Annotated in this window: 12 protein-coding genes; 8 read left to right on the top strand and 4 right to left on the bottom strand. The window is 69.9% G+C overall.

What is annotated here, in order from left to right:
• Positions 1 to 8: 8 nt before the first annotated feature.
• The 6 genes from glgX to glgB all read left to right on the top strand — a co-directional run bounded on the left by glgX (position 9) and on the right by glgB (position 18,111).
• Positions 9 to 2,099, top strand: coding sequence for a glycogen debranching protein GlgX (gene glgX, locus MKK52_RS12735; protein WP_243954243.1), 2,091 nt, complete (start codon positions 9 to 11; stop codon positions 2,097 to 2,099).
• Positions 2,100 to 2,280: 181 nt separating this feature from the next.
• The gene (treZ, locus tag MKK52_RS12730) at positions 2,281 to 4,086 is read left to right on the top strand and encodes a malto-oligosyltrehalose trehalohydrolase (RefSeq protein WP_243954241.1); all 1,806 of its coding nucleotides are present in this window, start codon (positions 2,281 to 2,283) and stop codon (positions 4,084 to 4,086) included.
• On the top strand, positions 4,083 to 8,984 hold the full coding sequence (locus MKK52_RS12725; protein ID WP_243954239.1) for a malto-oligosyltrehalose synthase: 4,902 nt from the start codon (positions 4,083 to 4,085) through the stop codon (positions 8,982 to 8,984). Before treZ ends, MKK52_RS12725 begins: the two co-directional genes overlap by 4 nt.
• A 103-nt stretch (positions 8,985 to 9,087) precedes the next feature.
• On the top strand, positions 9,088 to 12,468 hold the full coding sequence (locus MKK52_RS12720; protein ID WP_243954237.1) for a maltotransferase domain-containing protein: 3,381 nt from the start codon (positions 9,088 to 9,090) through the stop codon (positions 12,466 to 12,468).
• Between the two features lie 97 nt (positions 12,469 to 12,565).
• Positions 12,566 to 15,838: a maltose alpha-D-glucosyltransferase gene (gene treS / locus MKK52_RS12715; RefSeq protein ID WP_243954235.1), complete on the top strand. Its 3,273-nt coding sequence runs from the start codon at positions 12,566 to 12,568 to the stop codon at positions 15,836 to 15,838.
• Positions 15,835 to 18,111: a 1,4-alpha-glucan branching protein GlgB gene (glgB, locus tag MKK52_RS12710; protein WP_243954233.1), complete on the top strand. Its 2,277-nt coding sequence runs from the start codon at positions 15,835 to 15,837 to the stop codon at positions 18,109 to 18,111. The genes treS and glgB overlap by 4 nt, the downstream gene beginning before the upstream one ends.
• Before the next feature lie 40 nt (positions 18,112 to 18,151).
• Here glgB and glgA read toward each other — a convergent pair whose 3' ends face one another.
• Entirely contained in the window at positions 18,152 to 19,630 is a 1,479-nt protein-coding gene (gene glgA, locus MKK52_RS12705) for a glycogen synthase GlgA (RefSeq protein ID WP_243954306.1), read from the bottom strand.
• 563 nt (positions 19,631 to 20,193) lie between these two features.
• Between glgA and MKK52_RS12700 the strand changes: the two genes are divergently transcribed.
• Positions 20,194 to 22,656 (top strand): glycogen/starch/alpha-glucan phosphorylase, encoded by a 2,463-nt coding sequence (locus tag MKK52_RS12700; protein ID WP_243954232.1) that lies wholly within the window; start codon positions 20,194 to 20,196, stop codon positions 22,654 to 22,656.
• An 89-nt stretch (positions 22,657 to 22,745) separates the two neighbouring features.
• A complete protein-coding gene (locus MKK52_RS12695) occupies positions 22,746 to 23,090 on the top strand; it encodes a hypothetical protein (RefSeq protein WP_243954230.1) in 345 nt (114 codons plus the stop codon).
• 6 nt (positions 23,091 to 23,096) lie between these two features.
• On the opposite strand, the gene rlmN is transcribed toward MKK52_RS12695, so the two are convergent.
• The 3 genes from rlmN to MKK52_RS12680 form a co-directional block, all read right to left on the bottom strand.
• Positions 23,097 to 24,374: a 23S rRNA (adenine(2503)-C(2))-methyltransferase RlmN gene (gene rlmN, locus MKK52_RS12690; protein WP_243954228.1), complete on the bottom strand. Its 1,278-nt coding sequence runs from the start codon at positions 24,372 to 24,374 to the stop codon at positions 23,097 to 23,099.
• A 168-nt stretch (positions 24,375 to 24,542) separates the two neighbouring features.
• Entirely contained in the window at positions 24,543 to 24,881 is a 339-nt protein-coding gene (gene grxD / locus MKK52_RS12685) for a Grx4 family monothiol glutaredoxin (RefSeq protein ID WP_243954226.1), read from the bottom strand.
• 30 nt (positions 24,882 to 24,911) lie between these two features.
• Positions 24,912 to 25,418: a DUF29 domain-containing protein gene (locus tag MKK52_RS12680; protein ID WP_243954224.1), complete on the bottom strand. Its 507-nt coding sequence runs from the start codon at positions 25,416 to 25,418 to the stop codon at positions 24,912 to 24,914.
• Positions 25,419 to 25,424 lie beyond the last annotated feature (6 nt).

The raw sequence follows: 25,424 nt of genomic DNA, 5'->3' as shown, positions 1-25,424 counted from the left end.
CCACGCCCATGATCGCCGTCGATGACGGGGTGCCGGCACCGCTCGGCGCGCATTTCGACGGGCGCGGGGTGAACTTCGCCCTGTTCTCCGAACACGCGACGGCGGTCGACCTCTGCCTGTTCGAGCCCGGCGAGCGGCACGAGACCCGCACCGTGCGGCTCCCCTGCCGCACCGACGACGTGTGGCACGGCTACCTGCGCGGCCTCCTGCCGGGGCAGCTCTACGGCTACCGGGTGCATGGGCCGTGGGACCCCGCCAACGGCCACCGCTTCAACGCCTCGAAGCTCGTGCTCGACCCCTACGCGCGGGAGATCCGGGGCCGCATCCGCTGGCACGACGCCCTCTATAGCCACCGCCGGAGCGGGACCCGCGCCGACCGGATCGACCGCCGCGACAGCGCCATCTACATGCCGCGCGGCGTCGTCACCGCCCCGGACGTGCCCGACCTCGCCCTCACCCCCGTGCGCCGGCCGCTCTCGGAGACGGTGATCTACGAGGCGCACGTCAAGGCGCTGACCCGCACCCACCCGGCGATCCCCGAGCAGGAGCGCGGCACCTACGCCGCCATGGCCCACCCGGCGATCATCGACCACCTCGTCAAGCTCGGGGTCACGGCCCTGGAACTGCTGCCGATCCAGGTCTTCGCCGACGACCGGTTCCTCGTGGACAAGGGCCTCGTGAACTTCTGGGGCTACCAGCCCTACGGCTATTTCGCCCCGGATCCGCGCTATCTCGGGGAGGGTGGCGTCGGCAGCCTCAAGGCCGCGATCCGCGAGTTGAACGCCGCCGGCATCGAGACCTGGCTCGACGTGGTCTACAACCACACCGCCGAGGGCGGCCTGACCGGGCCGACCCTGAGCTTCCGCGGCATCGACAACGCCAATTACTACAAGGCCGAGCCGGGCGACCCGTCCCGCGACCTCGATTGCACCGGCTGCGGCAACACCCTCGACGTGAGCCATCCGCGCGTGATGCAGATGGTGCTCGATTCCCTGCGCCACTGGGTGAGCGCCTACGGCATCGCGGGCTTCCGCTTCGATCTCGCCTCCAGCCTCGGGCGCTCCCCCGTGGACTTCACCCCCCGCGCCGCCTTCTTCCAGGCGGTGGCGCAGGACCCGGTTTTGGCGCGGGTGAAGATGGTGGCCGAGCCCTGGGACATCGGCATGGGCGGCTACCAGCTCGGCGGCTATCCGCGCGGCTGGAGCGAGTGGAACGACCGGTTCCGCGACGCCGCGCGGGGCTTCTGGCGGGGGGATTCGGGCACGCTCGCCAAGCTCACGCAGGGGCTGACCGGCTCGCGGGAGACCTTCGCCCAGTCGGGCCGCTCGCCGCTCGCCAGCATCAACTTCATCGCGAGCCACGACGGCTTCACCCTGGCCGACGTCGTCGCCTACGAGGAGAAGCACAACCACGCCAACGGCGAGGACAACCGCGACGGCCACGGCCACAACGTCAGCCGCAACTACGGGGTCGAGGGCGACACCGACGATTCCCGCATCCTCGCCCTGCGCGCCCGCCAGAAGCGCAACATGCTCGCCACGATCTTTCTCGCGCAGGGCGTGCCGATGCTGCTGATGGGCGACGAGCGCTCGCGCTCGCAGGGCGGCAACAACAACGCCTACGCCCAGGACAACCCGACGAGCTGGATGGACTGGACGTCCGATCCCGACCCGGACCTGACCGCCTTCGTCGCCCATTGCCTGAGCGTCCGCCGCGCGCAGCCGGCCCTGCGGCGGCGGGCCTTCTTCACGGGCGAACTCATCGATCCGGAGGAGCCCCTGCGCGACGTGCACTGGCTCTCCCCCGAGGGCGTCGAGATGGAGGGCCGCCACTGGGGCGACGACGGGTTGCGGGTCTTCGGGATGCAGATCGGCAACGACCGGGTCGAGGCCGACCGGCTGCTGATCCTGTTCAACGGCGGGGAGGAGGAGGTGGCCTTCCGCCTCGCCCCCATCGTCGGAGGCCCCTGGACGCCGTCCCTCGACACGGCGCGCCCCACGGGCGAGCCGGCCGCCGACGCCCCCGCCTACCCGGCGTCCGGCGCCGTGCCCCTGCCGGGCCGCTCGGTCCTGATGCTGACCGCCTCGGGAGCGCCGTGAGGCGGCTTCCGCCCGCGATGACGGCGGCCCTGATCTGCACCACCCGGCATCCTCGACGCGACTTGGCGCGCTAGGTGCGTTGCATGGGAACCGGATCGGAGCCGGGGCCTTCTCCCATCACCAGGGTGCGGCCCCGCTTCGCGGCGGATCCGACGCGAGCGAAAAAGGATGGCGGCCTAAGATGCGGCATGCCCACAGCATGGATTTCGGGGCCGAGATCGTCGAGGGCGGCGTGCGCTTCGCCCTCTGGGCGCCCACCGCCCGGAGCGTCACCGTCGTCGTGGACGGCACCGAGCACCCGTTGCCGGAATCCGGCGGCGGCTGGCGGCGCACCGCACTCCCCGGCATCAAGCCTGGCGCCCGCTACGGCTTCCGGATCGACGGCGACCTCGTCGCGCCCGATCCCGCCTCGCGCTTCCAGCCGGAGGACGTGTCCGGCCTCTCCGAGGTGATCGACCCCCGCGCCTTCGCCTGGACCGACGACGCGTGGCATGGCCGCCCCTTCGATGAGGCGGTGATCTACGAATGCCATGTCGGCGCGGCGACGCCGGAGGGCACCTATGCCGGCCTCGAGAAGCGCCTGCCCGACCTGAAGGCGCTCGGCGTCACCGCCATCGAGCTGCTGCCGCTCGCCGACTTCAAGGGAAGCCGCAACTGGGGCTACGACGGGGTGCTGCCCTACGCGCCGGACGGCGCCTACGGGCGGCCCGACGACCTCAAGCGCCTGATCGACACGGCCCACGGCCTTGGGCTGATGGTCTATCTCGATGCGGTCTACAATCATTTCGGCCCGGCCGGGAATTACCTCCACGCCTACGCCAAGACCTTCTTCACCGAGCGCCACCAGACCCCCTGGGGCGCCGGCATCAATTTCGACGGCAAGGACAGCGGCGCCACCGTGCGCCAGTTCTTCATCCAGAACACCCTGTACTGGCTGGAGGAATACCGCTTCGACGGCCTGCGCTTCGACGCCGTCCACGCCATCCTCGACGATTCCGCCAAACACTTCCTCGGCGAACTCGGCGAGACCGTCCGGCAGCGGTTCCCGGGCAGGCACATCCACCTGATGCTGGAGAACGAGAAGAACGAGGCCCGCTGGCTCGAACGCGACGCGGGCGGACGGCCCCGGATGCACGACGCCCAATGGGCGGACGACCTGCACCATTGCTGGCACGTCCTCCTGACCGGCGAGGATGCCGGCTATTATGAAAGCTTTGCCGACAAACCCGTCGAACGCCTCGCTCGCTGCCTGTCCGAGGGCTTTGCCTACCAGGGCGAGCCCTTCCCGACCCTCGACAACCATCCGCGCGGCGAGCCCTCCGCGCACCTGCCGCCGTCGGCCTTCGTCACCTTCCTCCAGAACCACGATCAGGTCGGCAACCGCGCGCTCGGCGAGCGCCTGAACCACCTCGCCGACCCGGACAAGCTGGCGCTCGCTCGCGCGGGCTTCCTGCTGGCGCCGCAGATCCCGATGCTGTGGATGGGCGAGGAATGGTCGGCCTCGACGCCGTTCCTGTTCTTCGTCGACTTCGCGCCGGACGAGGAGCTGAACAAGGCGGTGCGCGAAGGGCGCCGCAAGGAGTTCAAGAGCTTTGCCGCCTTCGCGGACGACACGTCCAAGATCCCCGACCCGACCGAGGAGGAGACCTTCCTCGCCTCGAAGCTCGATTGGTCGGAGCGGGAGCGCTCCCCCCACCGGGAGGTGCTCGCCGACACGACGCACCTGCTCGCCCTGCGCCGCGACGTGGTGGTGCCGCTAGCGAAGTCTGGCATCGCGGGCGCGCAGGCGCACCTGCCCCGGCCGGACGTGATCGATTGCACCTGGACCTTCGCGGCGGGCACCCTCCGCTTCGTGGCGAATTTCGGCGACGAGCCCTTCACGGTCGAACCGGGCAAGGGCCGCTCCGTCTGGACGAACGCGCCCGACGGGCGCGGCGCATCCCTGCCCCCCTGGACCGGCGTGGTCCTGACGGAGTCCCGTTCGTGAGCCGCCTCAAGGAAGACCTCGCCGATCTCGTCGGCGTTGCAGCCGGCTACACGGATGCCTTCGGCAAGCCCGTCGAGATCTCCCTCGACGTCCGCGTCGGCCTGCTCGCCGCCTTGGGCTTCCCCGTCGCGGACGAGGCCAAATTGCGGGAGGGGCTGGACGCCGTCCGTAGCCTGCGCTGCAACCTCGTGCCGCCGCTCCTGCCGGTGGAGGCACGCCGCGCCACCCGCATCCCGCTGCGCCTGCCCGGCGGGGCGAGCACTTTGGTCTGGCGCCTCGTGGACGAGCGCGGGGCCGCCCGCGAGGGCCGCGCCGCGATCACCCCGTCGGACCCGGCCTTCGATCTGCCGCCGCTGACCCCCGGCTATCACCGCCTGACCGTGGCCGTGGGCGAGGCCCGCGCGGAGTCCTTCGTCATCTCGGCGCCGCAGCGCTGCTGGCGCCCCCGCGCCTATGCGGAGGAGGGCGCCTCCGATTGGGGTCTCGCGGCGCAGCTCTACGGGCTCCGCTCCCCGGGCAACATCGGCATCGGCACCTATGCCGACGCGGGCGAGGCGGCCCGCGAGGCGGCGCTCCGCGGCGCGGCGTTCTTGGGCTTGAGCCCCGTGCACGCCCTGTTCGGCTCCGACCGCACCAAGATCTCGCCCTACTCGCCCTCTTCGCGGCTGTTCCTCGAAACCCTGTTCATCGCGCCCCGCGCCCTGCCGGGGCTGCAGGGCTCGCGGGCGGAGCAGATCCTGACCGAGTCCGCCCCCGCCGTGGCGGCGTTGCGCGAGGCCGCGCTGGTGGACCATGCCGGCGTCGCCGCCGTGCTCGATCCGGTGCTCCGGGCGCTCTGGGTGGACTCCCCGGCCCGGGCCGGCACCGACGAGGCCTTCGACCGCTTCCGGCGGGAAGGCGGGGAAGACCTCGTCTCCCACGCGCTGTTCGAGGCCCTGTCCGCCCACTTCAAGGGGCGCGGCGCCCATTGGCTCGGCGACTGGCCGGAGGATTTCCGCCGCGCCGGCACGGACTCCGTCACCGCCTTCGCCGCCGACCACGCGGAGGAGGTCAGCTACTTCACGTGGCTGCAATACCTCGCCGACACCCAGCTCGCCGCCGCCTCGCAATCGGCGCAGGATGCCGGGATGCGGCTCGGCCTCTACCGCGACCTCGCGGTCGGCGCCGACCGGGGCGGATCGGAGATCTGGTCCCATCCCGAGCGCTTCGCCGACAAAGTCTCCATCGGCGCGCCGCCGGACCTGCTGGCGCCCAAGGGCCAGAACTGGGGCCTGCCCGCCTTCGACCCGCTGGAGATGGAGCGCGATGGGCTCGCCGCCTTCCGCGCCCTGGTCCAGGCGAACATGCGCCATGCCGGCGCGATCCGCATCGACCACGCCTTCCAGCTCGCCCGGCTGTTCCTGATCCCGCTGGGCGAGGGGGCGCATGCCGGCGCCTACGTCGCCATGCCCTTCGAGCCGATGCTCGCGGTGCTGCGGCTGGAGAGCCACCGCAACAAGTGCCTCGTCATCGCCGAAGACCTCGGCACCGCGCCGGAGGGTTTTTCCGACGCGCTGATGAAGGCCGGCGTCCTCAGCTACCGCATCCTCGCCTTCGAGCGCGAGGGCGACGGCCGGTTCAAGGCGCCCGGCGCCTACCCGCGCGACGCGCTCACCGCCATCACCACCCACGACCTGCCGACCTTCGTCGGCTGGTGGCGCGGGGTCGACACCGACACCCGCCAGTCGCTGGGCCTCTACGATCAGGACCGGGCGGAGGCCGAGCGCGGCGAGCGGGTGGTGGAGCGCCGCCGCCTCGCCGAGGCCCTGGCCGGGGAACAGTTGCTCCCTGAGTCCGAGCCGCCGGAGGCCGCGCCCTTCGAGGGCGCCGCCCGCTACCTCGCCCGCGCCCCCTCGGTGCTGACGGCCGTGCAATACGAGGACGTGGTCTCCGAACTCGCCCAGGCCAACGTGCCGGGCTCGACGGAGGGCTATCCGAACTGGCGGCGCAAGCTCGACCGCGACCTGTCCGAGATCGCCGCGCCGGGCGGGCCGCTGGCCAAGCTCGCCGCCGCCCTCTCGGCCGAGGACCGGGGCGCGCGCAGCGCCTCGCGGCTGGCCGACGCCCCGCCGCGGGCGACCTACCGCCTGCAATTCCACAAGGACTTCACCTTCGCGGATGCCGAAAGGATCGTCCCCTATCTCGCCAAGTTGGGGATCAGCCACGTCTACGCCTCGCCGCTCCAGAAGGCGCGGCCCGGCTCGACCCACGGCTACGACATCGTCGATCACGGCCGGATCAACCCGGAACTCGGCGGCGAGGAGGATTTCGCCCGCCTCGCCGACGCCCTCCATGCCAACGGGCTGAAGCTCCTCCTCGACATCGTGCCCAACCACATGGGCGTCGGCGGGTCCGACAACCCGTGGTGGCTCTCGGTGCTGGAATGGGGCGCCCTGTCCCCCTTCGCGCACGCCTTCGATATCGATTGGCAGCGCCTCGGCGCCGGCCGCAACCTCGTGATCCCGTTCCTCGGCGAGCGCTACGGCGAGGCGCTGGAGAACGGCCTCCTCGAACTGAAGTTCGATCCCGAAAAGGGCGCGTTCAGCGTCTGGCACTTCGAGCACCAGCTTCCGATCCGGCCCTTCAGCTACCCGACGATCCTGAGCCGGGTGCTCGCGGCCATCGGCGCGGTCGATGACGACACGACGGCGGAACTGCTCGCCATCTCCGAGCGGCTGCGGGCCATGTCGCTCGACACCGACGAGACCCGCCGCCGGGGCTTCCCGGAGGAGGCCGAGGACCTGAAGCAACGGCTCGCCGCCGTCTACGCCACGTCGCCCTCGATCCAGCAGGCGACGGAGCGGACGCTCGCCTTGCTCAACGGCTTCAAGGGCCGGCCCGACAGCTTCGGCACCTTGCACCGGCTGCTCGAAGCCCAGGCCTACCGCCTCGCCCATTGGCGGGTGGCGTCGAGCGACATCAACTACCGCCGCTTCTTCGATGTGAACTCGCTCGCCGGCCTGCGGGTGGAGAAGTCGGACATCTTCCACCGCTCGCACGAGGTGGTCTTCCGCCACATCCGCGAAGGGCGGATCGACGGCTTGCGCATCGACCACATCGACGGTCTCGCCGACCCGGCGGGCTATGCCCGCGCGCTCCAGGCGGCGGTGGGTCCCGGCTTCTACGTGGTGGTGGAGAAGATCCTCGAACCCGGCGAGCGCCTGCGGCCCTGGCCGGTCGCCGGCACCACCGGCTACGACGTGCTGAACCAGCTCGACGGCGTGCTCGTCGACAAGGGCAAGCAGACCAAGGTCCGCCGCCTCTACGAATGGGCGACCGGCATGGACGAGCCCTACGGCGTGCAGTTGCGCGCCGCCAAGGCCGAGATCCTGGAGATCAGCTTCGCCAGCGAACTCGAAGTGCTGACGAGCGACCTCAAGGAGGTCGCCGACGGCGACCGCCGCACCCGCGACTTCACCGTCAACGCGCTGCGCCGGGCGCTGATCGAGATCATCGCGCGCTTCCCGACCTACCGCAGCTATCTCCCCGCCGATCTGGAGGAGGGCGAGGTGGAGCCGGAGGACGTGCGGCTCATCGAGGGCGCCGTGGCCAAGGCCAAGCGCTGGTCGAGCCTGCCCGACCGCTCGGTCCACGACTTCGCCCGGGACGTGCTCCTCGGCCGGATCGAGACCTCCGGCCCCGGACGGCCCGACCCGCACGTGGTGCTGCGCTTCCGCCGCCGATTCCAGCAGCTCACCGGCCCGGTCATGGCCAAGAGCCTGGAAGACACGCTGTTCTACCGCTACGCGGCGCTGCTCGGCCTCAACGAGGTCGGCGGCGATCCGGGCGAGTACGGCATCGACGTGGAGCATTTCCACGACCTGCAGGCCGCCCGCGCCCGCGACTGGCCGAACGCCATGATCGCCACGGCGACCCACGACACCAAGCGCGGCGAGGACGCCCGCTCGCGCCTCCTCGCCCTCTCCGAGATGCCCGAGGGCTGGGCCGGCGCCTGGGACCTCTGGCAGAAGACCAGCGGCCCGCATCTCTCGCGGATCGACGGCGAGCCGGCGCCCGACGCCAACGACCAGTGGATGTTCTTCCAGGCCATCCTCGGGGCGTGGCCCCTCGAATTGCTGGAGGGCGAGGACCGGCCGGCGGTCGAGTCGTTCCGCGAGCGCCTCAACGCCTATGCCGAGAAGGCGATGCGCGAGGGCAAGCGCCGGTCGAGTTGGGTCAACGTGGACGAGACCTACGAGGGCACCGTCCGCAAGCTGTTCGAGGCGATCATCGCGCCGGGCTCGGACTTCCTGCGGGAGTTGCGCCCCTTCGCGCAGCGCCTCGCCCATCTCGGGATGCTCGCGGGCCTCGGCCGCACCGTGCTGAAGACGACCCTGCCGGGCCTGCCCGACACCTACCAGGGCACGGAAATCTGGGACTTCTCCTTCGTCGATCCCGACAACCGCCGCCCGGTCGATTACGCCGCCCTGACGCGGATGATCGACGGGGAGGGCGAGGTGGCGCCGCTCCTGTCGCACTGGCCGGACGGCCGGGTGAAGCAGGCGACGCTCCACCGAATGCTGGCCGAGCGCGCTGCCCGGCCGGAGTTCTTCGCCCGCGCCGGCTACGAGGCGGTGGAGGCCACGGGCGAGCGGGCGGCGCATGTGCTCGCCTTCCGCCGCACCGATCTCGATCCGGCCGGGGAGGGCGACCTCGTCGTCGCGGTGCCGCGCCTGTTCTCCGGGCTCGTCGGGGACACGATGTGGTCCGGCGAGGCCTTCGCCGGCACCACCCTGGCGCTGGGGGCGGGGACGCGCTGGCGCGACGTCGTCACCGGGCGGGCGATCGACGGAAAGGGGGCCGACGCCGGCACCCTCTTCCGGGACCTGCCCTACGCCGTGCTGCGGCGGGTGGGGTGAGGCGACCCGAGACCGTCACAGGTCTCGGGCTAGGGCAGGGCACGCGTGAGGCCGGCACGGCCGGCCACCTCACGCGTTAGCGAGCAGCAGAAGAGGCATCCGCATGAACGCACCGACCAAGGCCGCCGCGCCCGCACAGGCGACGGGAACCCCCGGCACGCTGCCGGCCTCCCTGGCGCCCCGGGCCGAGGGGCCGCGGATCTACAACCTGTTCCCGCTGCTCGTGGGACGGGTCTCGGCCTGGACCGCCGAGCTGCCGCGCATCGCCGATCTCGGCTTCGACTGGATCTACCTGAACCCGTTCCACCAGACCGGCGGCTCGAAGAGCCTCTACGCGGTGGCCGACACGGACAGCCTCGACGAGCGCCTGCGCGACCAGGACGGCACCCCCGACGACGAGCAGATCCGCCGGTTCTGCGCCGCCGCCCGCGCGGCCGGCATTTCGGTGATGACCGACCTCGTCATCAACCACACCGCCGACAACGCCCGCCTCGTCCACGAGCGGCCCGACCTGTTCATGCGCGAGCCCGACGGGTCGATCATGCACCCGGCCGCGGTGGATCCCGACGACCCGTCGATCCGCACCGTCTGGGGCGATCTCGCCGAACTCGACTACCACAGCCCCGTCGCCCGGCAGGCGCTGACGGAGATCTTCGCCGGCTACGTCGCGCGGATGCAGGATCTCGGCGTCGGCGGCTTCCGCTGCGATGCCGCCTACAAGGTCCCGCCGGAGGTGTGGCGCGTGCTGATCGCCGCCGCCAAGGACAAGGACCCCGCCTGCCTCTTCGCCGCCGAGACCCTGGGCTGCACCTTCGAGGAGGCGCGGGCCACCGCCGGCGCCGGCTTCGACTACCTGTTCAATTCCTTCGCGTGGTGGGACCTCAAGAAGCCCTGGGCGCTGGAGCAATACGAGCGCCTGCGGGTGCTCGCCCCCTCCATCGCCTTCCCCGAGAACCACGACATGCCCCGCCTCGCCGCCGGGATCGGCGGGGGCAAGGAGGCGGTCGCCACGCAGTTGCGCACCCGCTACGCGCTCGCCGCCTTCTTCTCGGCCGGCGTGCTGATGCCGATCGGCTACGAATGGGGCTACCGCCGGGCGCTCCATGTGGTCGACAGCCACCCGGGCGACCGGGAGCACGACACCGGCGTCGACATCTCGGACGCGATCCGCGCCATCAACGCCCTCAAGGCCGAATTGCCCGCCGCCAACGTCGAGGGAGCGCAGATGCGCCTCTCGGCGCCGGATGCGGGCTTCGTCGCCCTCGTCCGCTACGACACCGGCCACCACGCCTCGGCGGGCCACGCGGTGCTGGTGCTCTACAACCCGACCGAGGCCCCGGAGCCGGTGGAGGCTGGGCCGCTCATCGCCCGCGCGGGCGGGATGCTCGGCCCCTTCGTGGACCGCACGCCGGGCGTCGAGCCCATCGCCTTCCACGGCGGCAGCCATGTCGACCTCGCGCCGGGGGAGCTGCGCATCCTCGCCGCGAGCCGCGCCAGCGTCGCCCGCCAACCCACCCGTGGCGAGCCCGAGGGCGAGGGCCGGGTGGTCATCGAGGCGGTGACGCCGGAACTCGACGGGGGCCGCTCGGCAGTCAAGCGCATCGTCGGCGAGGACCTGCGCGTCGAGGCCGACATCTTCTCCGACGGCCACGAGATCATCGCCGCCGCGATCCTGTCGCGGGTCGTCGGCACGACGGAATGGCGCGAGGACCCGATGGTCTTCGTGGACAACGACCGCTGGGCGGGCCGCTTCCCCCTGGAGCGCAACGCCCGCTACGAGTTCACCATCGACGCGTGGCGCGACCCCTTCGCCTCGTGGATGCGCGACACGATCAAGAAGCGCGACGCGGGCGTCGATGTGCGGCTCGAAACCATCGAGGGCGTGACCCTGGTGGAGAACGCCGCCTCGCTCGCCACCGGCCGTGACAAGGACCGCTTGGCGGCCCTGGTCGCGGCGCTCGCCGCCGAGCAGAGCGGGTCCGCCGCCCAACTGGAAAAGATTCTCCAGCCGGATTCCGTCGCCCTGGTGCGGCCCCATGCCGAGCGGGTCAACCGCTCGCGCTACCCGGTGGCGATTCCCGTGATCGCCGACCGCCTCGCGGCCCGGTTCTCGGCCTGGTACGAGATCTTCCCCCGCTCGCAATCCATGGACGTGAACCGCCACGGCACGTTCGACGACGTGATCGCAAGGCTGCCGGAGATCCGCGAACTCGGCTTCGACGTGCTCTATTTCACGCCGATCCACCCGGTCGGGCGCACCAACCGCAAGGGCAAGAACAACACCCTGAAGGCCCTGCCCGGCGATGTCGGCTCGGTCTACGCGGTCGGCGCGGAGGAGGGCGGCCACGAGGCCGTCCACCCGGACCTCGGGACGCTGGAGGACTTCGAGCGGCTGGTGGCGGCGAGCCACGCCTACGGCATGGAGATCGCCCTCGATTTCGCGATCCAGTGCTCGCCCGACCATCCCTGGATCAAGAACCACCCGGAATGGTTCGAGTGGCGCCCCGATGGCACCCTGAAGTTCGCCGAGAATCCGCCGAAGAAATACGAGGACATCTCGAACGTCCATTTCTACGGCGGGGCCCTGCCCTCCCTCTGGATCGAACTGCGCGACATCCTCCTCGGCTGGTGCCAGCGCGGGGTGCGGATCTTCCGCGTCGACAACCCGCACACCAAGCCGATTCCCTTCTGGGAATGGGTGATCGGCGAGGTGAACGGGCAATTCCCGGACGCGATCTTCCTCGCGGAGGCCTTCACCCGGCCGAAGATGATGAAGAAGCTCGCCAAGGCCGGCTACCAGCAGAGCTACACCTACTTCACGTGGCGCAACACCAAGGCCGAGCTGATCGAGTACAGCACGGAACTCGCCGGCGAGATGGGCGAGTACTACCGCCCGAACTTTTTCGCGAATACGCCCGACATCAATCCCTACTACCTGCAAACCAGCGGCCGGGCCGGCTTCGTGGTGCGGGCGACGCTCGCCGCGACGCTCTCCTCCGTCTACGGCATCTACAACGGCTTCGAATTGTGCGAGGCCGCGCCTTACCCCGGCAAGGAAGAGTATCTGAACTCGGAGAAGTACGAGCTGAAGGCCTGGGATTACGACCGGCCGGGCAACATCCGGGAGCACATCGTCAAGCTCAACCGGATCCGGCGCGACAACCCCGCCCTGTGGGACTTCCGCAACGTCGTGTTCACGCCGGCCTGGAACGACAACATCGTCGCCTACGCCAAGACGACGCCGGAGGGCGACAACTGCGTGTTCGTGATGGTCAACCTCGATCCCAAGAACCGCCAGGAATGCAGCTACGAGGTGCCCCTCTGGCTCTTCGGCCTGCCCGACGACGGGGCGGTGGAGGTCGAGGACCTGCTGCAGGGCTACACGTTCTCGCTCCGGGGCAAGGGGCACCGCATCGCCCTCGATCCGGCGGAACGCTCCTGCGTGATCTGGCGTCTCACCCCACCACGCCGGGTTGCGGGCTGAGGCTGCCCGTGGCACCTGCGGCTTTCTACGAAGGCCGCCCGGCCGCCGGCCGACTCCTGGCCGGCTCCTTCGACTTCATCGATGAGGCAGCGACGCGATGATCGATCGCAGCGATCCGCAATGGTACCGGGACGCCATCATCTACCAGATCCACGTCAAGTCGTTCTTCGACTCGAACAATGACGGGATCGGGGATTTCGAGGGGCTGACCCAGCGCCTCGACTACGTCCGCGACCTCGGCGTCACGGCGATCTGGCTGATGCCGTTCTACCCCTCGCCGCTCCGCGACGACGGCTACGACATCGCCGATTACGAGGGCATCAACCCGTCCTACGGGACGATGGAGCAGTTCCGCGCCTTCGTGGAGGCCGCCCACGAGCGCGGCCTGCGCGTGATCACCGAATTGGTCATCAACCACACCTCGGACCAGCACCCCTGGTTCCAGGCCGCCCGCGAGGCGCCGGCCGGCTCGCCGGAGCGGGACTTCTACGTCTGGTCGGACACCGACGAGCCGTACAAGGACACGCGGATCATCTTCCTCGACACCGAGGCCTCGAACTGGACCTGGGACCCGGTCGCCAAGCAGTATTTCTGGCACCGCTTCTACAGCCACCAGCCCGACCTGAACTTCGACAACCCGAAGGTGCTCGAAGCGGTCATCGCGACGATGCGCTATTGGCTCGACATGGGCGTCGACGGCCTGCGCCTCGACGCGATCCCCTACCTGATCGAGCGCGACGGCACGAACTGCGAGAACCTGAAAGAGACCCACGACGTCATCAAGGCGATCCGGGCCGCCCTCGACGAGAGCTACCCCGACCGGATGCTGCTGGCCGAGGCCAACCAGTGGCCGGAGGAGACCGCGCAGTATTTCGGCGACGGCGACGAATGCCACATGGCGTTCCACTTCCCGCTGATGCCGCGCATGTACATGGCGATCGCCCGCGAAGACCGGCACCCGATCACCGACATCATGCGCCAGACCCCGGAGATCCCGGAGGGCTGCCAATGGGCCATCTTCCTGCGCAACCACGACGAGCTGACCCTCGAAATGGTCACGGCGGAGGAGCGTGACTACCTCTGGTCGTTCTACGCCGCCGAGCGCCGCGCGCGGATCAACCTCGGCATCCGCCGCCGCCTCGCGCCGCTCCTCGAGAACGACCGGCGCAAGATCGAACTCATGAAGTCCCTCGTCCTGTCGATGCCCGGCACGCCGGTGCTCTACTACGGCGACGAGATCGGCATGGGCGACAACATCTATCTCGGCGACCGCGACGGCGTGCGCACGCCGATGCAGTGGACGCCCGACCGCAACGGCGGCTTCTCCCGCGCCAACCCGCAGCGGCTGTTCCTGCCCGCGATCCAGGACCCGATCTACGGCTTCGACGCGATCAACGTCGAGGCGCAGACCCAGGCGCAGACCAGCCTCCTGAACTGGACGCGGCGGATGATCGCCATCCGCAACAACAGCGTCGCCCTGGGGCGGGGCTCGATCCAGTTCCTCTACCCCTCGAACCGCAAGGTTCTGGCCTGGATCCGCGAGCACGAGGGCGAGCGCATCCTGTGCGTCGCCAACCTGTCGCGGGCGCCGCAGGCGGTGCAGCTCGACCTGTCCGAGTTCCGCACGGCGGTGCCGATCGAGCTGACCGGCGGCACCGAGTTCCCGCCCATCGGCGAGTTGCCCTACCTCCTCACCCTGCCGGCCTACGGCTTCTACTGGTTCTCCCTGTCGGCGGCCCAATCGGGCGTGGTCGGCCCGCAGCAGGAGCCGCCGGAACTGTTCACGATGGTCCTCACCGGGGGCATCGAGAGCCTGATGGCGGGGCGCGAGCGCGTCGCCTTCGAGCGCACCGTGGTGCCGCCCTTCCTGATGAGCCGCCGCTGGTTCGGGGCCAAGGGCTCGCGGATCAAGGGCGTGAAGGTGGTCGATTGCGCGGCCTTCGGCCCCCGCGAGGGCGGCGAGCCGCGCTACCTGCTGCCGCGCTTGGCCGTCTCGCTCTCCAACGGCGAGACCCACGAGTACTTCGTGCCGGTGGGCGTCGATGAGGGCCGCGAGGACGCGGACCTGATGGAATTCGCCGTGGCGCGGGTGCGGCGCGGGCCGCGCACCGGCCTGCTCTTCGGGGCGGCGGGCTCCAACGACTTCGCCGCCTGCCTCATCGAGGACATGCGCCAGCACCGGGAGATCCCGACCGAGCGCGGCAAGCTCGTCTTCGCCACCACCTCGGCCTTCGATCCGGGCGTGAGCGTGGACGTCGCCGACATCCGCCGCCTCAAGGCCGAGCAGAGCAACACCTCGATCGCGGTGGGCTCGAAGCTGATGCTCAAACTGCTGCGCCGGCTCCAGCCGGGCACCCATCCCGAGATCGAGGTCGGGCGCTTCCTCACCGAGGTGGCGGGCTTCCCCCACACCCCGGCCTTGCTCGGCACGCTGGAGCACGTTGCCGAGGACGGCACCCGCACCGCGCTCGCCGTGCTGCAGAAGTTCGTCCTCAACCAGGGCGACGCGTGGACCCTGATGCTGGAGGGCCTGCGCCGGGACTTCGAGACCGTGGTGCTCGCCCCCGAGAGCGAGGCCCTGAGCCCGCAGGAGGCGTTCCGCGATCACATGCGCTGGGCCGATCTCCTCGGCCAGCGCACGGCGCAGATGCACGCCGCCTTCGCCATCGAGACCGACGACCCGGCCTTCGCGGCGGAAGCCTTCGAGGAGGACGACCTCGCGATCCTCGCCAGGGACGCCCGCCATCAGGCCGAGCGCGCCTTCCGGGGCCTGAAGGGCCTCGCGGAGCGCGGCCTCGATGCCGGCAAGGACGCCTGTGCCGATCTCCTCGGCCGCCGGGCCGAGGTCGAGGCGCTGATCGAGCGCCTGACCCAGGGCTCGCTGCGGGGTGCGCACAAGATCCGCATCCACGGCGATTACCACCTCGGGCAGGTGCTGGTCGCCGAGAACGATCTCATCATCGTCGACTTCGAGGGCGAGCCCTCGCGGCCGGCGGACGAGCGGCGGGCGAAGTCGATGCCGCTGCGCGACGTCGCCGGGATGATGCGCTCCTTCGCCTACGGCGCCGAGACGGTGATCCGCGAGATCGCGAGCCGCTTCGCGGATTCGCAGGAGCGCGCCCGCGCGGCGGCCACGGCGTGGCGTGGCATGATCGATGCGGCGTTCCTCGACGGCTACCAGGGGGCCGTGGACGGCACCCGGGCCGCCGTGACCGACGAGCCCACCCGTGACCGTCTCTTGCGGCTCTGCCTCCTCACGAAGGCGCTGTACGAGGTCGATTACGAGGCCAACAACCGCCCGGACTGGATCGAAATTCCCGCACGTGGGGTTCTGTCCATTCTGGACGAGGACGGAGAGCGTACCGAATGACGGTGACCGACGAGACCTTCGCGCTACGGGCCGGAGAGGGAGCTTCCGGCTCGCCCGCTGGCTCCGAGCGTGCCGCGTCCCCGACGATCCCGACCGTCCACGCGGATGCGATCGCCGCGATCATGGGCGCCAGCCACGGCGATCCCTTCTCCGTGCTCGGGCCGCACAAGGTCGGCCCGAACCATTGGGAAGTCCGCGCCGTGCTGCCGGAGGCCCGCGCCGCGAGCCTGATCCTCGGCGAGCGCACGGTGCCCTTCGAGAAGCGCCACAATGACGGCTTCTTCGTCGCCCGCGTCGAGGGCGAGGGGCGGCCCCTCTACGAGATCGAGATCGAGGCCTGGGACGGCGCCACCCGCCGCCGCTTCGACCCCTACGGCTTCGGCTCGTCCATCGAGCAATACGATGTCGCCGGCCTGCGCGAGGTCGGCACCAACCTCGTCTACCGCATCCTCGGCGCCCAGGCCGGGCGCCTCGACGGGATCGACGGGTTCCGCTTCGCCGTCTGGGCGCCCAACGCCAAGAAGGTCAGCGTCGTCGGCGATTTCAACGAGTGGGACGGCCGCCGCCACCCGATGCGCCTCTGGCAGGATGGCGGGGTGTGGGAGCTGTTCGTCCCCGGCCTCCAGCCCGGCGGGCGCTACAAGTTCGAGATCCGGGGGCCGGACGGTGCCCTGGTGCCGCTCAAGGCCGACCCGGTGGCCTTCGCCGCCGAGCATCCGCCGGCCACCGGCTCGATCCTGCACGGCCTCGGGGCCTTCGACTGGCGGGACGACGGCTGGATGGGCAGCCGCGGCGCCAAGGATCCGCGCCACGCCGCGATCTCGATCTACGAGGTCCATCTCGGCTCGTGGATGCGGGTGCCGGAGGAGGGCAACCGCTACCTCACCTACAAGGAACTGGGCGAGCGCCTCATCCCCTACGTGAAGGAGATGGGCTTCACCCATATCGAGATGCTGCCGATCACCGAGTTCCCGTTCGACGGGTCCTGGGGCTACCAGCCGGTGTCGCTGTTCGCGCCGACCAGCCGCTTCGGCACGCCGGACGAGTTCTCGGCCTTCGTGGATGCCGCCCACGAGGCCGGCATCGGCGTGATGCTCGATTGGGTGCCCGGCCACTTCCCCCTGGACGCCCACGGCCTCGGCCAGTTCGACGGCACGCATCTCTACGAGCATGCCGACCCGCGCCAGGGCTTCCACCAGGATTGGGGCACGTACATCTACAATTTCGGGCGGACCGAGGTCGCGACCTTCCTCACCGCCAACGCCCGGTTCTGGCTGGAGCATTACCACCTCGACGGCCTGCGCGTGGATGCCGTCGCCTCGATGCTCTACCTCGACTACTCGCGCCGCCAGGGCGAGTGGATCCCGAACCGCTACGGCGGCAACGAGAACCTCGAGGCCATCGACTTCCTGCGCAAGACCAACGAGGCCACCTACAGCCACGCCCCGGGCACGATCACGGTGGCGGAGGAATCGACCTCCTGGCCGGGCGTCTCGCACCCGACCTACACGGGCGGCCTCGGCTTCGGCTTCAAGTGGAACATGGGCTGGATGCACGACACCCTGCACTACATGCAGGAAGACCCGATCCATCGCCGCTACCACCACCATAACCTGACCTTCGGGCTGCTCTACGCCTTCTCCGAGAACTTCATCCTGCCCCTGTCCCACGACGAGGTGGTGCACGGGAAGGGCTCGCTCCTGTCCCGGATGCCGGGCGACCGCTGGCAGAAGTTCGCGAACCTGCGGGCCTATTTCGGCTTCATGTGGGGGCACCCCGGCAAGAAGCTGCTCTTCATGGGCGGCGAGTTCGGCCAGGAGCGGGAGTGGAACCACGATGCCAGCCTGGACTGGCACCTGCTCGACGACCCCCTGCACAAGGGCGTCAAGGACGTGGTGCGCGACCTCAACCACCTCTACGCCGCGACGCCGGCCCTCCACAGCCGCGACTCGGAGCAGGCCGGCTTCCAGTGGCTCGTGGCGGACGACCAGGACAACAGCGTCATCGCCTGGGCGCGCAAGGGTGCGGGCGGCGAGATCGCCATCGTGGTCTCGAACTTCACGCCGATCCCGCGCGAGGGCTACCGCGTCGGCGTGCCGGCGGGGGGCCATTACCGCGAGGCGTTCAACTCGGACGCCGCGCAGTATGGCGGCTCGAACATGGGCAACGGCGGCGGCCGCGCGGCGGAGGCGCAAGCCAGCCACGGCCAGCAGCACTCGCTCAGCCTGACGATCCCGCCGCTCGCGACGGTGATCCTCGTGAGAGAGGGGTGAGGGTGTTCCCTCTCCCCGTTCGCGGGGAGAGGGAGGCGCCTTAGACCGTGCTCCACCGCAGGGCGACGCTGTTGCCGATCGCCCTGGCGTAGAGGTCCGCGTAGTTGTCGGCCGCGCGGTCCCAGCCGAAGCGGGTCGCCATGGCTCGGCGGCGCATGGTGTTGAGGCGCTTCTTCTGGCCGAAGGCGTCGAGCGCCCGGCGCACCGCGCCGGTCAGCCCGCTGGGCGAGGGGTCCGAGAAGGAGAAGCCCGTGGCGCCGTCCTCGACCGTGTCGGCGAGGCCGCCGGTCTGCCGCACGATCGGCAGGGAGCCGTAGCGCTGGGCGTACATCTGCGCGAGCCCGCAGGGCTCGAAGCGCGAGGGCATCAGCAGGAAGTCGCTGCCCGCGAAGATCCGCCGGGCCTGCCCCTCGTCGAAGCCGACATGCACGCCGACCTGCTCGGGATGCCGCTTGGCGAGGCCGCGGAGCGCTCCCTCGAACCGGCCCTCGCCCTGGCCGATCACCACGAGCTGGCCGCCCTCGGCGACGATGGTCTGGGCCGCCTCCAGGCTGAGGTCGATGCCCTTCTGGTGCACCAGCCGCGAGACGATGGCGAAGAGCGGCCCGCGCGAGACCGCCATGCCGAAATCCTTTCGGACCACATCGGCGTTGGCGCGCTTGCCCTTCCAGTCGTCCGCCTCGAAGGGCAGGGCGAGGTGCGGGTCGGTACGCGGGTCCCAGGATTCGTCGATGCCGTTCAGGATGCCCGCGAGGCGCCCCTGGCCGGCGCGCACCCGCAGCAGGCCGTCGAGGCCGCAGCCCATCTCCGGCGTCTGGATCTCGCGGGCGTAGGTCTCGCTCACCGTCGTGACCTGCGAGGCGTAGTAGAGCCCCGCCTTCAGGAACGAGAGCTGCCCGTAGAACTCGCAGCCATCCATCTGGAAGGCCGAATCCGGCACGCCGATCCGGTGCATCCCGTCGCGGGGGAAGAGGCCCTGGTAGGCGAGGTTGTGCACGGTCAGCACGCTCGGCAGCCGCACGCCGCGCCAGGCGAGATAGGCCGGGGCCAGGGCGGCCTGCCAATCGTGCAGGTGCAGGAGGTCCGCCGCCCAGCCGGCATCGACACCCAGCGCGAGGTCCGCCGCCGCGAGGCTGAGGCGGGCGAAGCGCACGTCGTTGTCCGCGAAGTCGCCCGAGGCGTCGCCGTAGGGCGTGCCCGGACGCTCGTAGAGTTCCGGCGCGATCAGCACGTAGACGCGCAGGCCGTCGGCCGTCTCGGCGAGGCCGAGGTCGCAGGGGGGGATGCCCGCGAGCCCTTCGAGGCGGGCCACCACCGGCATGTCCGGGAAGGCCGCGCGCACCTGCGGGTAGCCGGGCATCAGGACGCGGACGTCGTAATGCGCCCGCAAGGCCCGGGGCAGGGCGGCCGAGACCTCGCCGAGGCCGCCGGTCTTCACGAAATCGGCCATTTCCGGGGTGGCGTAGAGGATGCGCCGGCCCATCGGAATCGCAGAGGGCAGGGGCTTGTACGTGCACATGTCGGACTTCCGCGCGGTCAGTCCGGAGCGGTGCACGTGAAGCATGGGCGGTCTTCCAGCCCGGGAGAGATGCCCCGGATGCGCAAAGACCGGGTCAAACGGAACTGCCGCGATCTCAACCACGCCTAACGCTCCCTGTGCGCGACGGTTCCGCTGCGACGCACAAACGAGGCCACTTTTTCGGTTAAGGGCGCGTTATTGATGGTTGCAGTGCGACAATAAAAATCACGCTCGCGCTGTGAAAAGCAGTCGGGCCGGGCTTGCTAGTCTTTTGTGCAGGGCCGTCCAGGGGTCTGCCCTTGATCGCCAAGTCACTGTGCCTATAAAGACACATCGTCGAGGCGCCGATGCCGAAAAGAGCGGCGTCACAAGGTGTTGCCTCGACTTTGCCCGAGACCGTCCACAGGATCGGTGCGATCGGGCCCGGATGCCGGCCCGTTCATGCGGCGGCAATCTGGAACAGAACATAATCCGCCGACGTTATTGGGGGTTCGACTGTGCTCACCGAAGTTCAGACGCGTGCCGCTTCGCCCAGTGCCCCGTCCGAGACCGGACGCGACTCCGTGAAGGCGGCCGTCATCCCGGCGAAGGTGCGTCCGGTGCTGGCCGGAACCGGCGATCCCGTGGTCGACCTGCGGGAGGCGATCCGGGCCAAGCTCGGCATCGTCATCGGCACGACGCCGGAGAATGCCCGTCCGCGCGACTGGTTCGTGGCGACGGCGCTCGCCCTGCGCGACCGGATCGCGGAGGCCGGCCTGCCGAACGCGGGCAAGATCCCGCACAAGCGCGTCTATTATCTCTCGCTGGAATTCCTCATCGGCCGTCTGATGTCGGACGCGCTGAACAATCTCGGCCTCACCGAGACCGTGCGCGAGGCGCTGGCCGAACTCGGCATCGACCTCGATGCCGTGCAGGACGCCGAGCCCGACGCGGCTCTGGGCAATGGCGGCCTCGGGCGTCTGGCGGCCTGCTTCATGGAGAGCATGGCGAGCCTGTCGATCCCCGCCATGGGCTACGGCATCCGCTACGACCACGGCCTGTTCCGCCAGTCCTTCAAGGACGGCTGGCAGCAGGAGGCGCCGGAGACGTGGCTTGCCGAGGGCAACCCCTGGGAGTTCGCCCGCCGCGACGCGACCTACCGGATCGGCTTCGGCGGCGGCGTGACCATGTCGCTCGCGGGCGAGGGGATCGAGCGGCGCTGGCAGCCGGCGGAGACCGTGCTGGCCGTGGCCCATGACGTGCCGGTGGTCGGCTGGCGCGGGCGGCAGGTCAACAGCCTGCGCCTATGGAAGGCCGAATCCGAGGCGCCCCTCGACCTCGCCCGGTTCAACGGCGGCGACCATGTCGGCGCCCTCTCCCAGCGGATGAGCGCCGAGGCGATCTCCCGCGTCCTCTACCCGAGCGACGCCTCCGCCGAGGGGCAGGAACTGCGCCTGCGCCAGGAATACTTCTTCACCTCGGCCTCGCTGCAGGACCTCGTGGCCCGGCACAAGGCCGAGCGCGGCGACCTGCGCTCGCTGCCCGACCACGCCGCGATCCAGCTCAACGACACCCACCCGGCCATCGCCGTGCCGGAGCTGATGCGCCTCCTCACCGACGACCACGGCCTCTCCTGGGAGGATGCGTGGCACGTCACCACCAACACCCTGCACTACACGAACCACACCCTCCTGCCAGAGGCGCTGGAGACGTGGCCGGTGGAGCTGATGGAGCGGCTGCTGCCGCGCCACATGCAGATCATCTACCTGATCAACTGGATGCACCTCGAGGAGCAGGGCCAGTCGGGCAAGGGCGATGCCGCCCACCTCGCCTCGGTCTCGCTGATCGACGAGGCGAATGGCCGGCGGGTGCGGATGGGCCACCTCGCCTTCCACGGCGCGCGCCGGGTGAACGGCGTCTCGGCGCTCCACACCGACCTGATGCGCTCCACCGTCTTCTCCGACCTGCACGCGCTCGATTCGGACAAGATCGTCAACAAGACCAACGGCATCACCTTCCGCCGCTGGCTGCACACGGCCAATCCCGGCCTCACGAAGCTCGCCGTCGAGGCGGTGGGTGAGGGCGTCCTCGACAATCCCGAACGGCTCACCGGCCTCGACCGGTTCGCGCAGGATGCCGGGTTCGTCGCGCGCTACCGGGCCGTGCGCCGCGAGCGCAAGGAGGCGCTGGCGTCCATCGTCGCCGACCGCACCGGGATCGACATCGATCCCGACGCGCTCTTCGACGTGCAGGTGAAGCGCATCCACGAATACAAGCGCCAACTGCTCAACGTCCTGGAGACGGTGGCGCTGTATCAGGCGATCAAGGCCGAGCCGAACCGGACCTGGACGCCGCGCGTCAAGATCTTCGGCGGCAAGGCGGCGCCGAGCTACGTCCAGGCGAAGCTGATCATCAAGCTCGCCGCCGACGTGGCGCGGGCGGTCAACGACGACCCGGAGGTGGCGGGCCGCCTCAAGGTGGTGTTCCTGCCGAACTACTCGGTGAGTCTCGCGGAGGCGATCATCCCGGCGGCCGACCTGTCGGAGCAGATCTCCACGGCGGGCCTCGAAGCCTCCGGCACCGGCAACATGAAGTTCGCCCTGAACGGCGCGCTGACGGTCGGCACGCTGGACGGCGCCAACATCGAGATCAAGGATCACGTCGGCGCGGAGAACATCTTCATCTTCGGCCTCGACGCGGCCGGGGTGATCGCCCGCAAGGCGGTGCCGGGCTATGCGCGGGCGGCGATCGCGGCCTCCCCGCGCCTCGCGGCGGCGCTGGACATGATCGCCTCCGGCCGGTTCTCGCCGGAGGAGCCGGGCCGCTTCCGCCCGCTCACCGACGACCTGCGCCACCGCGACCCCTACCTGCTGACCGCTGACTTCGACGATTACTGGCGGACTCAGCGCGCCATCGACGCCGCCTGGGGCGACCCGGCGACGTGGTGGGCCAAGGCGATCCACAACACCGCCCGGATGGCGTGGTTCTCCTCCGACCGGTCGATGCGCGAATACGCCCAGGAGATCTGGCGCGTCCGCCTGGATTGAGGGGGATTCCCAAGGGCGAGCCCCAAGGGCAATTTCTTGGGTGGGGTGCCGGGGCGACGCCCCGGCATCGTCGGCGTGGAAGGACAGCGATGCGTACCCTGTTCCGGCTGGCCTTCTGGGGCATGCTCGGCCTTCTGGCCTTCGTGACCCTCTCGCCCATCGGGCTCCGGCCGGAGGTCGGCCCGGCGAATGTCGAGCGTGCCCTGGCCTACGCGGCCTTCGGCACGCTGGCGGCGTTGGCCTATCCGCGCCAGCGCCTCGCGATCCTCGTCTTCGTCGTCGTGGCGGCGGGCCTGCTCGAAGCTGGGCAGAACCTGTCGGCAACCCGCCATGGCCGGGTCGGCGACTTCCTGGTGAAGGCCGCGAGCGGCGTCGCCGGCTGGCTCGCGGCCAGCGCGGTCATGGCCCTGGCCCCGCGCGCGAAGGCCGGCTGACGGGGCCTAATCCTCGTCGGAGCCGAGATAGAGGCCCTCGGCGATGCCGTCCTCCATCATCATCCGGGCGCGGGCGCGCAGCTTCTCGGTCTCGCTCTTGAGCTGGCCGCAGGCGGCCAGGATGTCCCGGCCGCGCGGCGTGCGCACCGGCGAGGCGTAGCCGGCGTTGAACACGATCTCCGAGAAGCGCTCGATCCGCTCCCAGTCGGAGCATTCGTAGCGGCTGCCAGGCCAGGGGTTGAACGGGATCAGGTTGATCTTGGCCGGGATGCCCTTGAGCAGCCGCACCAGTTCCCGCGCATCCGCATCGGAATCGTTGACGCCCTTCAGCATCACGTACTCGAAGGTGATGCGCCGGGCATTGTTCAGGCCCGGATAGGCGCGGCAGGCGGCGAGCAGGTCGCGGATCGGATACTTGCGGTTCAGCGGCACCAGTTCGTCGCGCAGGTCGTCGCGCACGGCGTGGAGGGAGATCGCGAGCATCGCGTTCGCCTCGGCGCCGAGACGGGGGATCTGCGGCACCACGCCGGAGGTCGAGACGGTGATCCGCCGCCGGGACAAGCCGAGGCCCTCCTGATCCGACATCACGCCGACCGCATCGACCACCGCGTCGAAATTGTACAGCGGCTCGCCCATGCCCATGAACACGATGTTCGTGACGAGCCGGCCGACTTCGCCGGCGCCCCCGGCGTCGCGGCTCGGCATCTGGCCGGTCCAGTCGCCGAGTTCGTCGCGGGCGACGACGAGCTGCTGCACGATCTCGGCCGAGGAGAGGTTGCGCACGAGGCGCTGGGTGCCGGTGTGGCAGAACGAGCAGGTGAGGGTGCAGCCGACCTGACTCGACACGCACAGGGTGCCGCGATCCGGGCCGGGGATGTAGACGCACTCGATCTCGGCGCCGCGATTGTGCTCCTGCGCATTGGTCGGCGCCATGCGGATGAGCCACTTGCGGGTCCCGTCGCGGGAGACCTGCCGGGTCACGACTTCGGGCCGCTCCAGGGTGAAGTGCTGGGCGAGTTCGGCCTTCAGGCCCTTGCCGACATTGGTCATCTCGGCGAAGTCCTGCGCCCCGCGCAGGTTGACCCAATGCCAGATCTGGCCGGAGCGCATCCGGCTCTCACGCTCGGGCACGCCGGCCTCGATGAGGCGGGCCTTCAAGGCGTCGCGGGTCAGGCCGACGAGGGAGAGCTTCCGGCCGGGCAGGGCCTCGGGTCGGAACTCGGGGGTCTTCTCGATCGCGGAGAAAGCGGCCGCGCGGGCGCTGTCGAGCGACGGCGTCGCCATGGTGATGCACATCCCTTCGTGTGAAGGGAGTTCATATAGTCGATTTGGCCTCGGGATGCGACCTAGCGGGCTATGCGCCCCCGGCATCCCGGACCAATCCCGTCATTGCTTCGCTTACGCTCGCAATGACGGAAAGGATAATGCTGGGCGCCTAGGCGCCCGGCCTCCTCACGCAGCGGCAGTCTTCACCGGGATGCCCTTCTCGGACAGGAAGGTCTGCAGCTCGCCGGACTGGAACATCTCGCGGGTGATGTCGCAGCCGCCGACGAACTCGCCCTTCACGTAGATCTGCGGGATGGTCGGCCAGTTGGAAAAGGCCTTGATGCCCTCGCGGATGCCCTGGTCGGCCAGGACGTTCACGCCCTTGAACGGCACGCCGAGGTAATTGAGGATCTGCACCACCTGCCCCGAGAAGCCGCATTGCGGCATCTGCGGCGTGCCCTTCATGAACACCACCACGTCCTGGGAGGCGATCTCGTTCTGGATGGTCGAATGGGCGTCGGTCATCGAAGAGTCCTTGGTTTCCGTGTCCGTGATCTAGTGACGGTCGGGCGGGGATTTCAACACGGCGGCGAGGCGTTCGAGCGCCACATCCAGGCTGAAGCCCTTGGCCGTCAGTTCCTCCGGGGTGAACGGCATCTGCGCCGGCAAGCCGCGCAGGAGCTTGTCTCCGAAGATGTTCAGCGAGGCATCGGCCTGCCGCATCGCGTTCGTCCACAGGTGGTCCCAATCGATGCGTTGGCGCATCGAAGGCCGATAGTGGCGGTAGGCCGCTGCCTGAAACATGATGATCTCAGCGCGCCACGATTGCGTCGGCTGGGATTGGGGGGCGGAGACATATTTAAGGATGTGCACGAGCATCTGAGAGAGGGCAGAGTCCACGCCCTTGAAATCGGACCGCCCCACGCTCTCGATCTCCTCGATCACGTTCTGCCAATCGACCGCGTTCGACAGGTCGCTCCGGGCGGCGAGGGCGCGCAGGGCCGCGACCTGCTCGTCGGCCCAGGTCACGATGTCGTCGTCGTAGAGGGTCGGCTGGTCCATCGGCAG

The organism is Methylobacterium sp. J-067, from assembly GCF_022829465.1.
Taxonomy (GTDB): domain Bacteria; phylum Pseudomonadota; class Alphaproteobacteria; order Rhizobiales; family Beijerinckiaceae; genus Methylobacterium; species Methylobacterium litchii.
The sequence above is the reverse complement of the archived record's forward strand: the minus strand, read 5'-3'. Positions and strand labels throughout refer to the sequence as shown.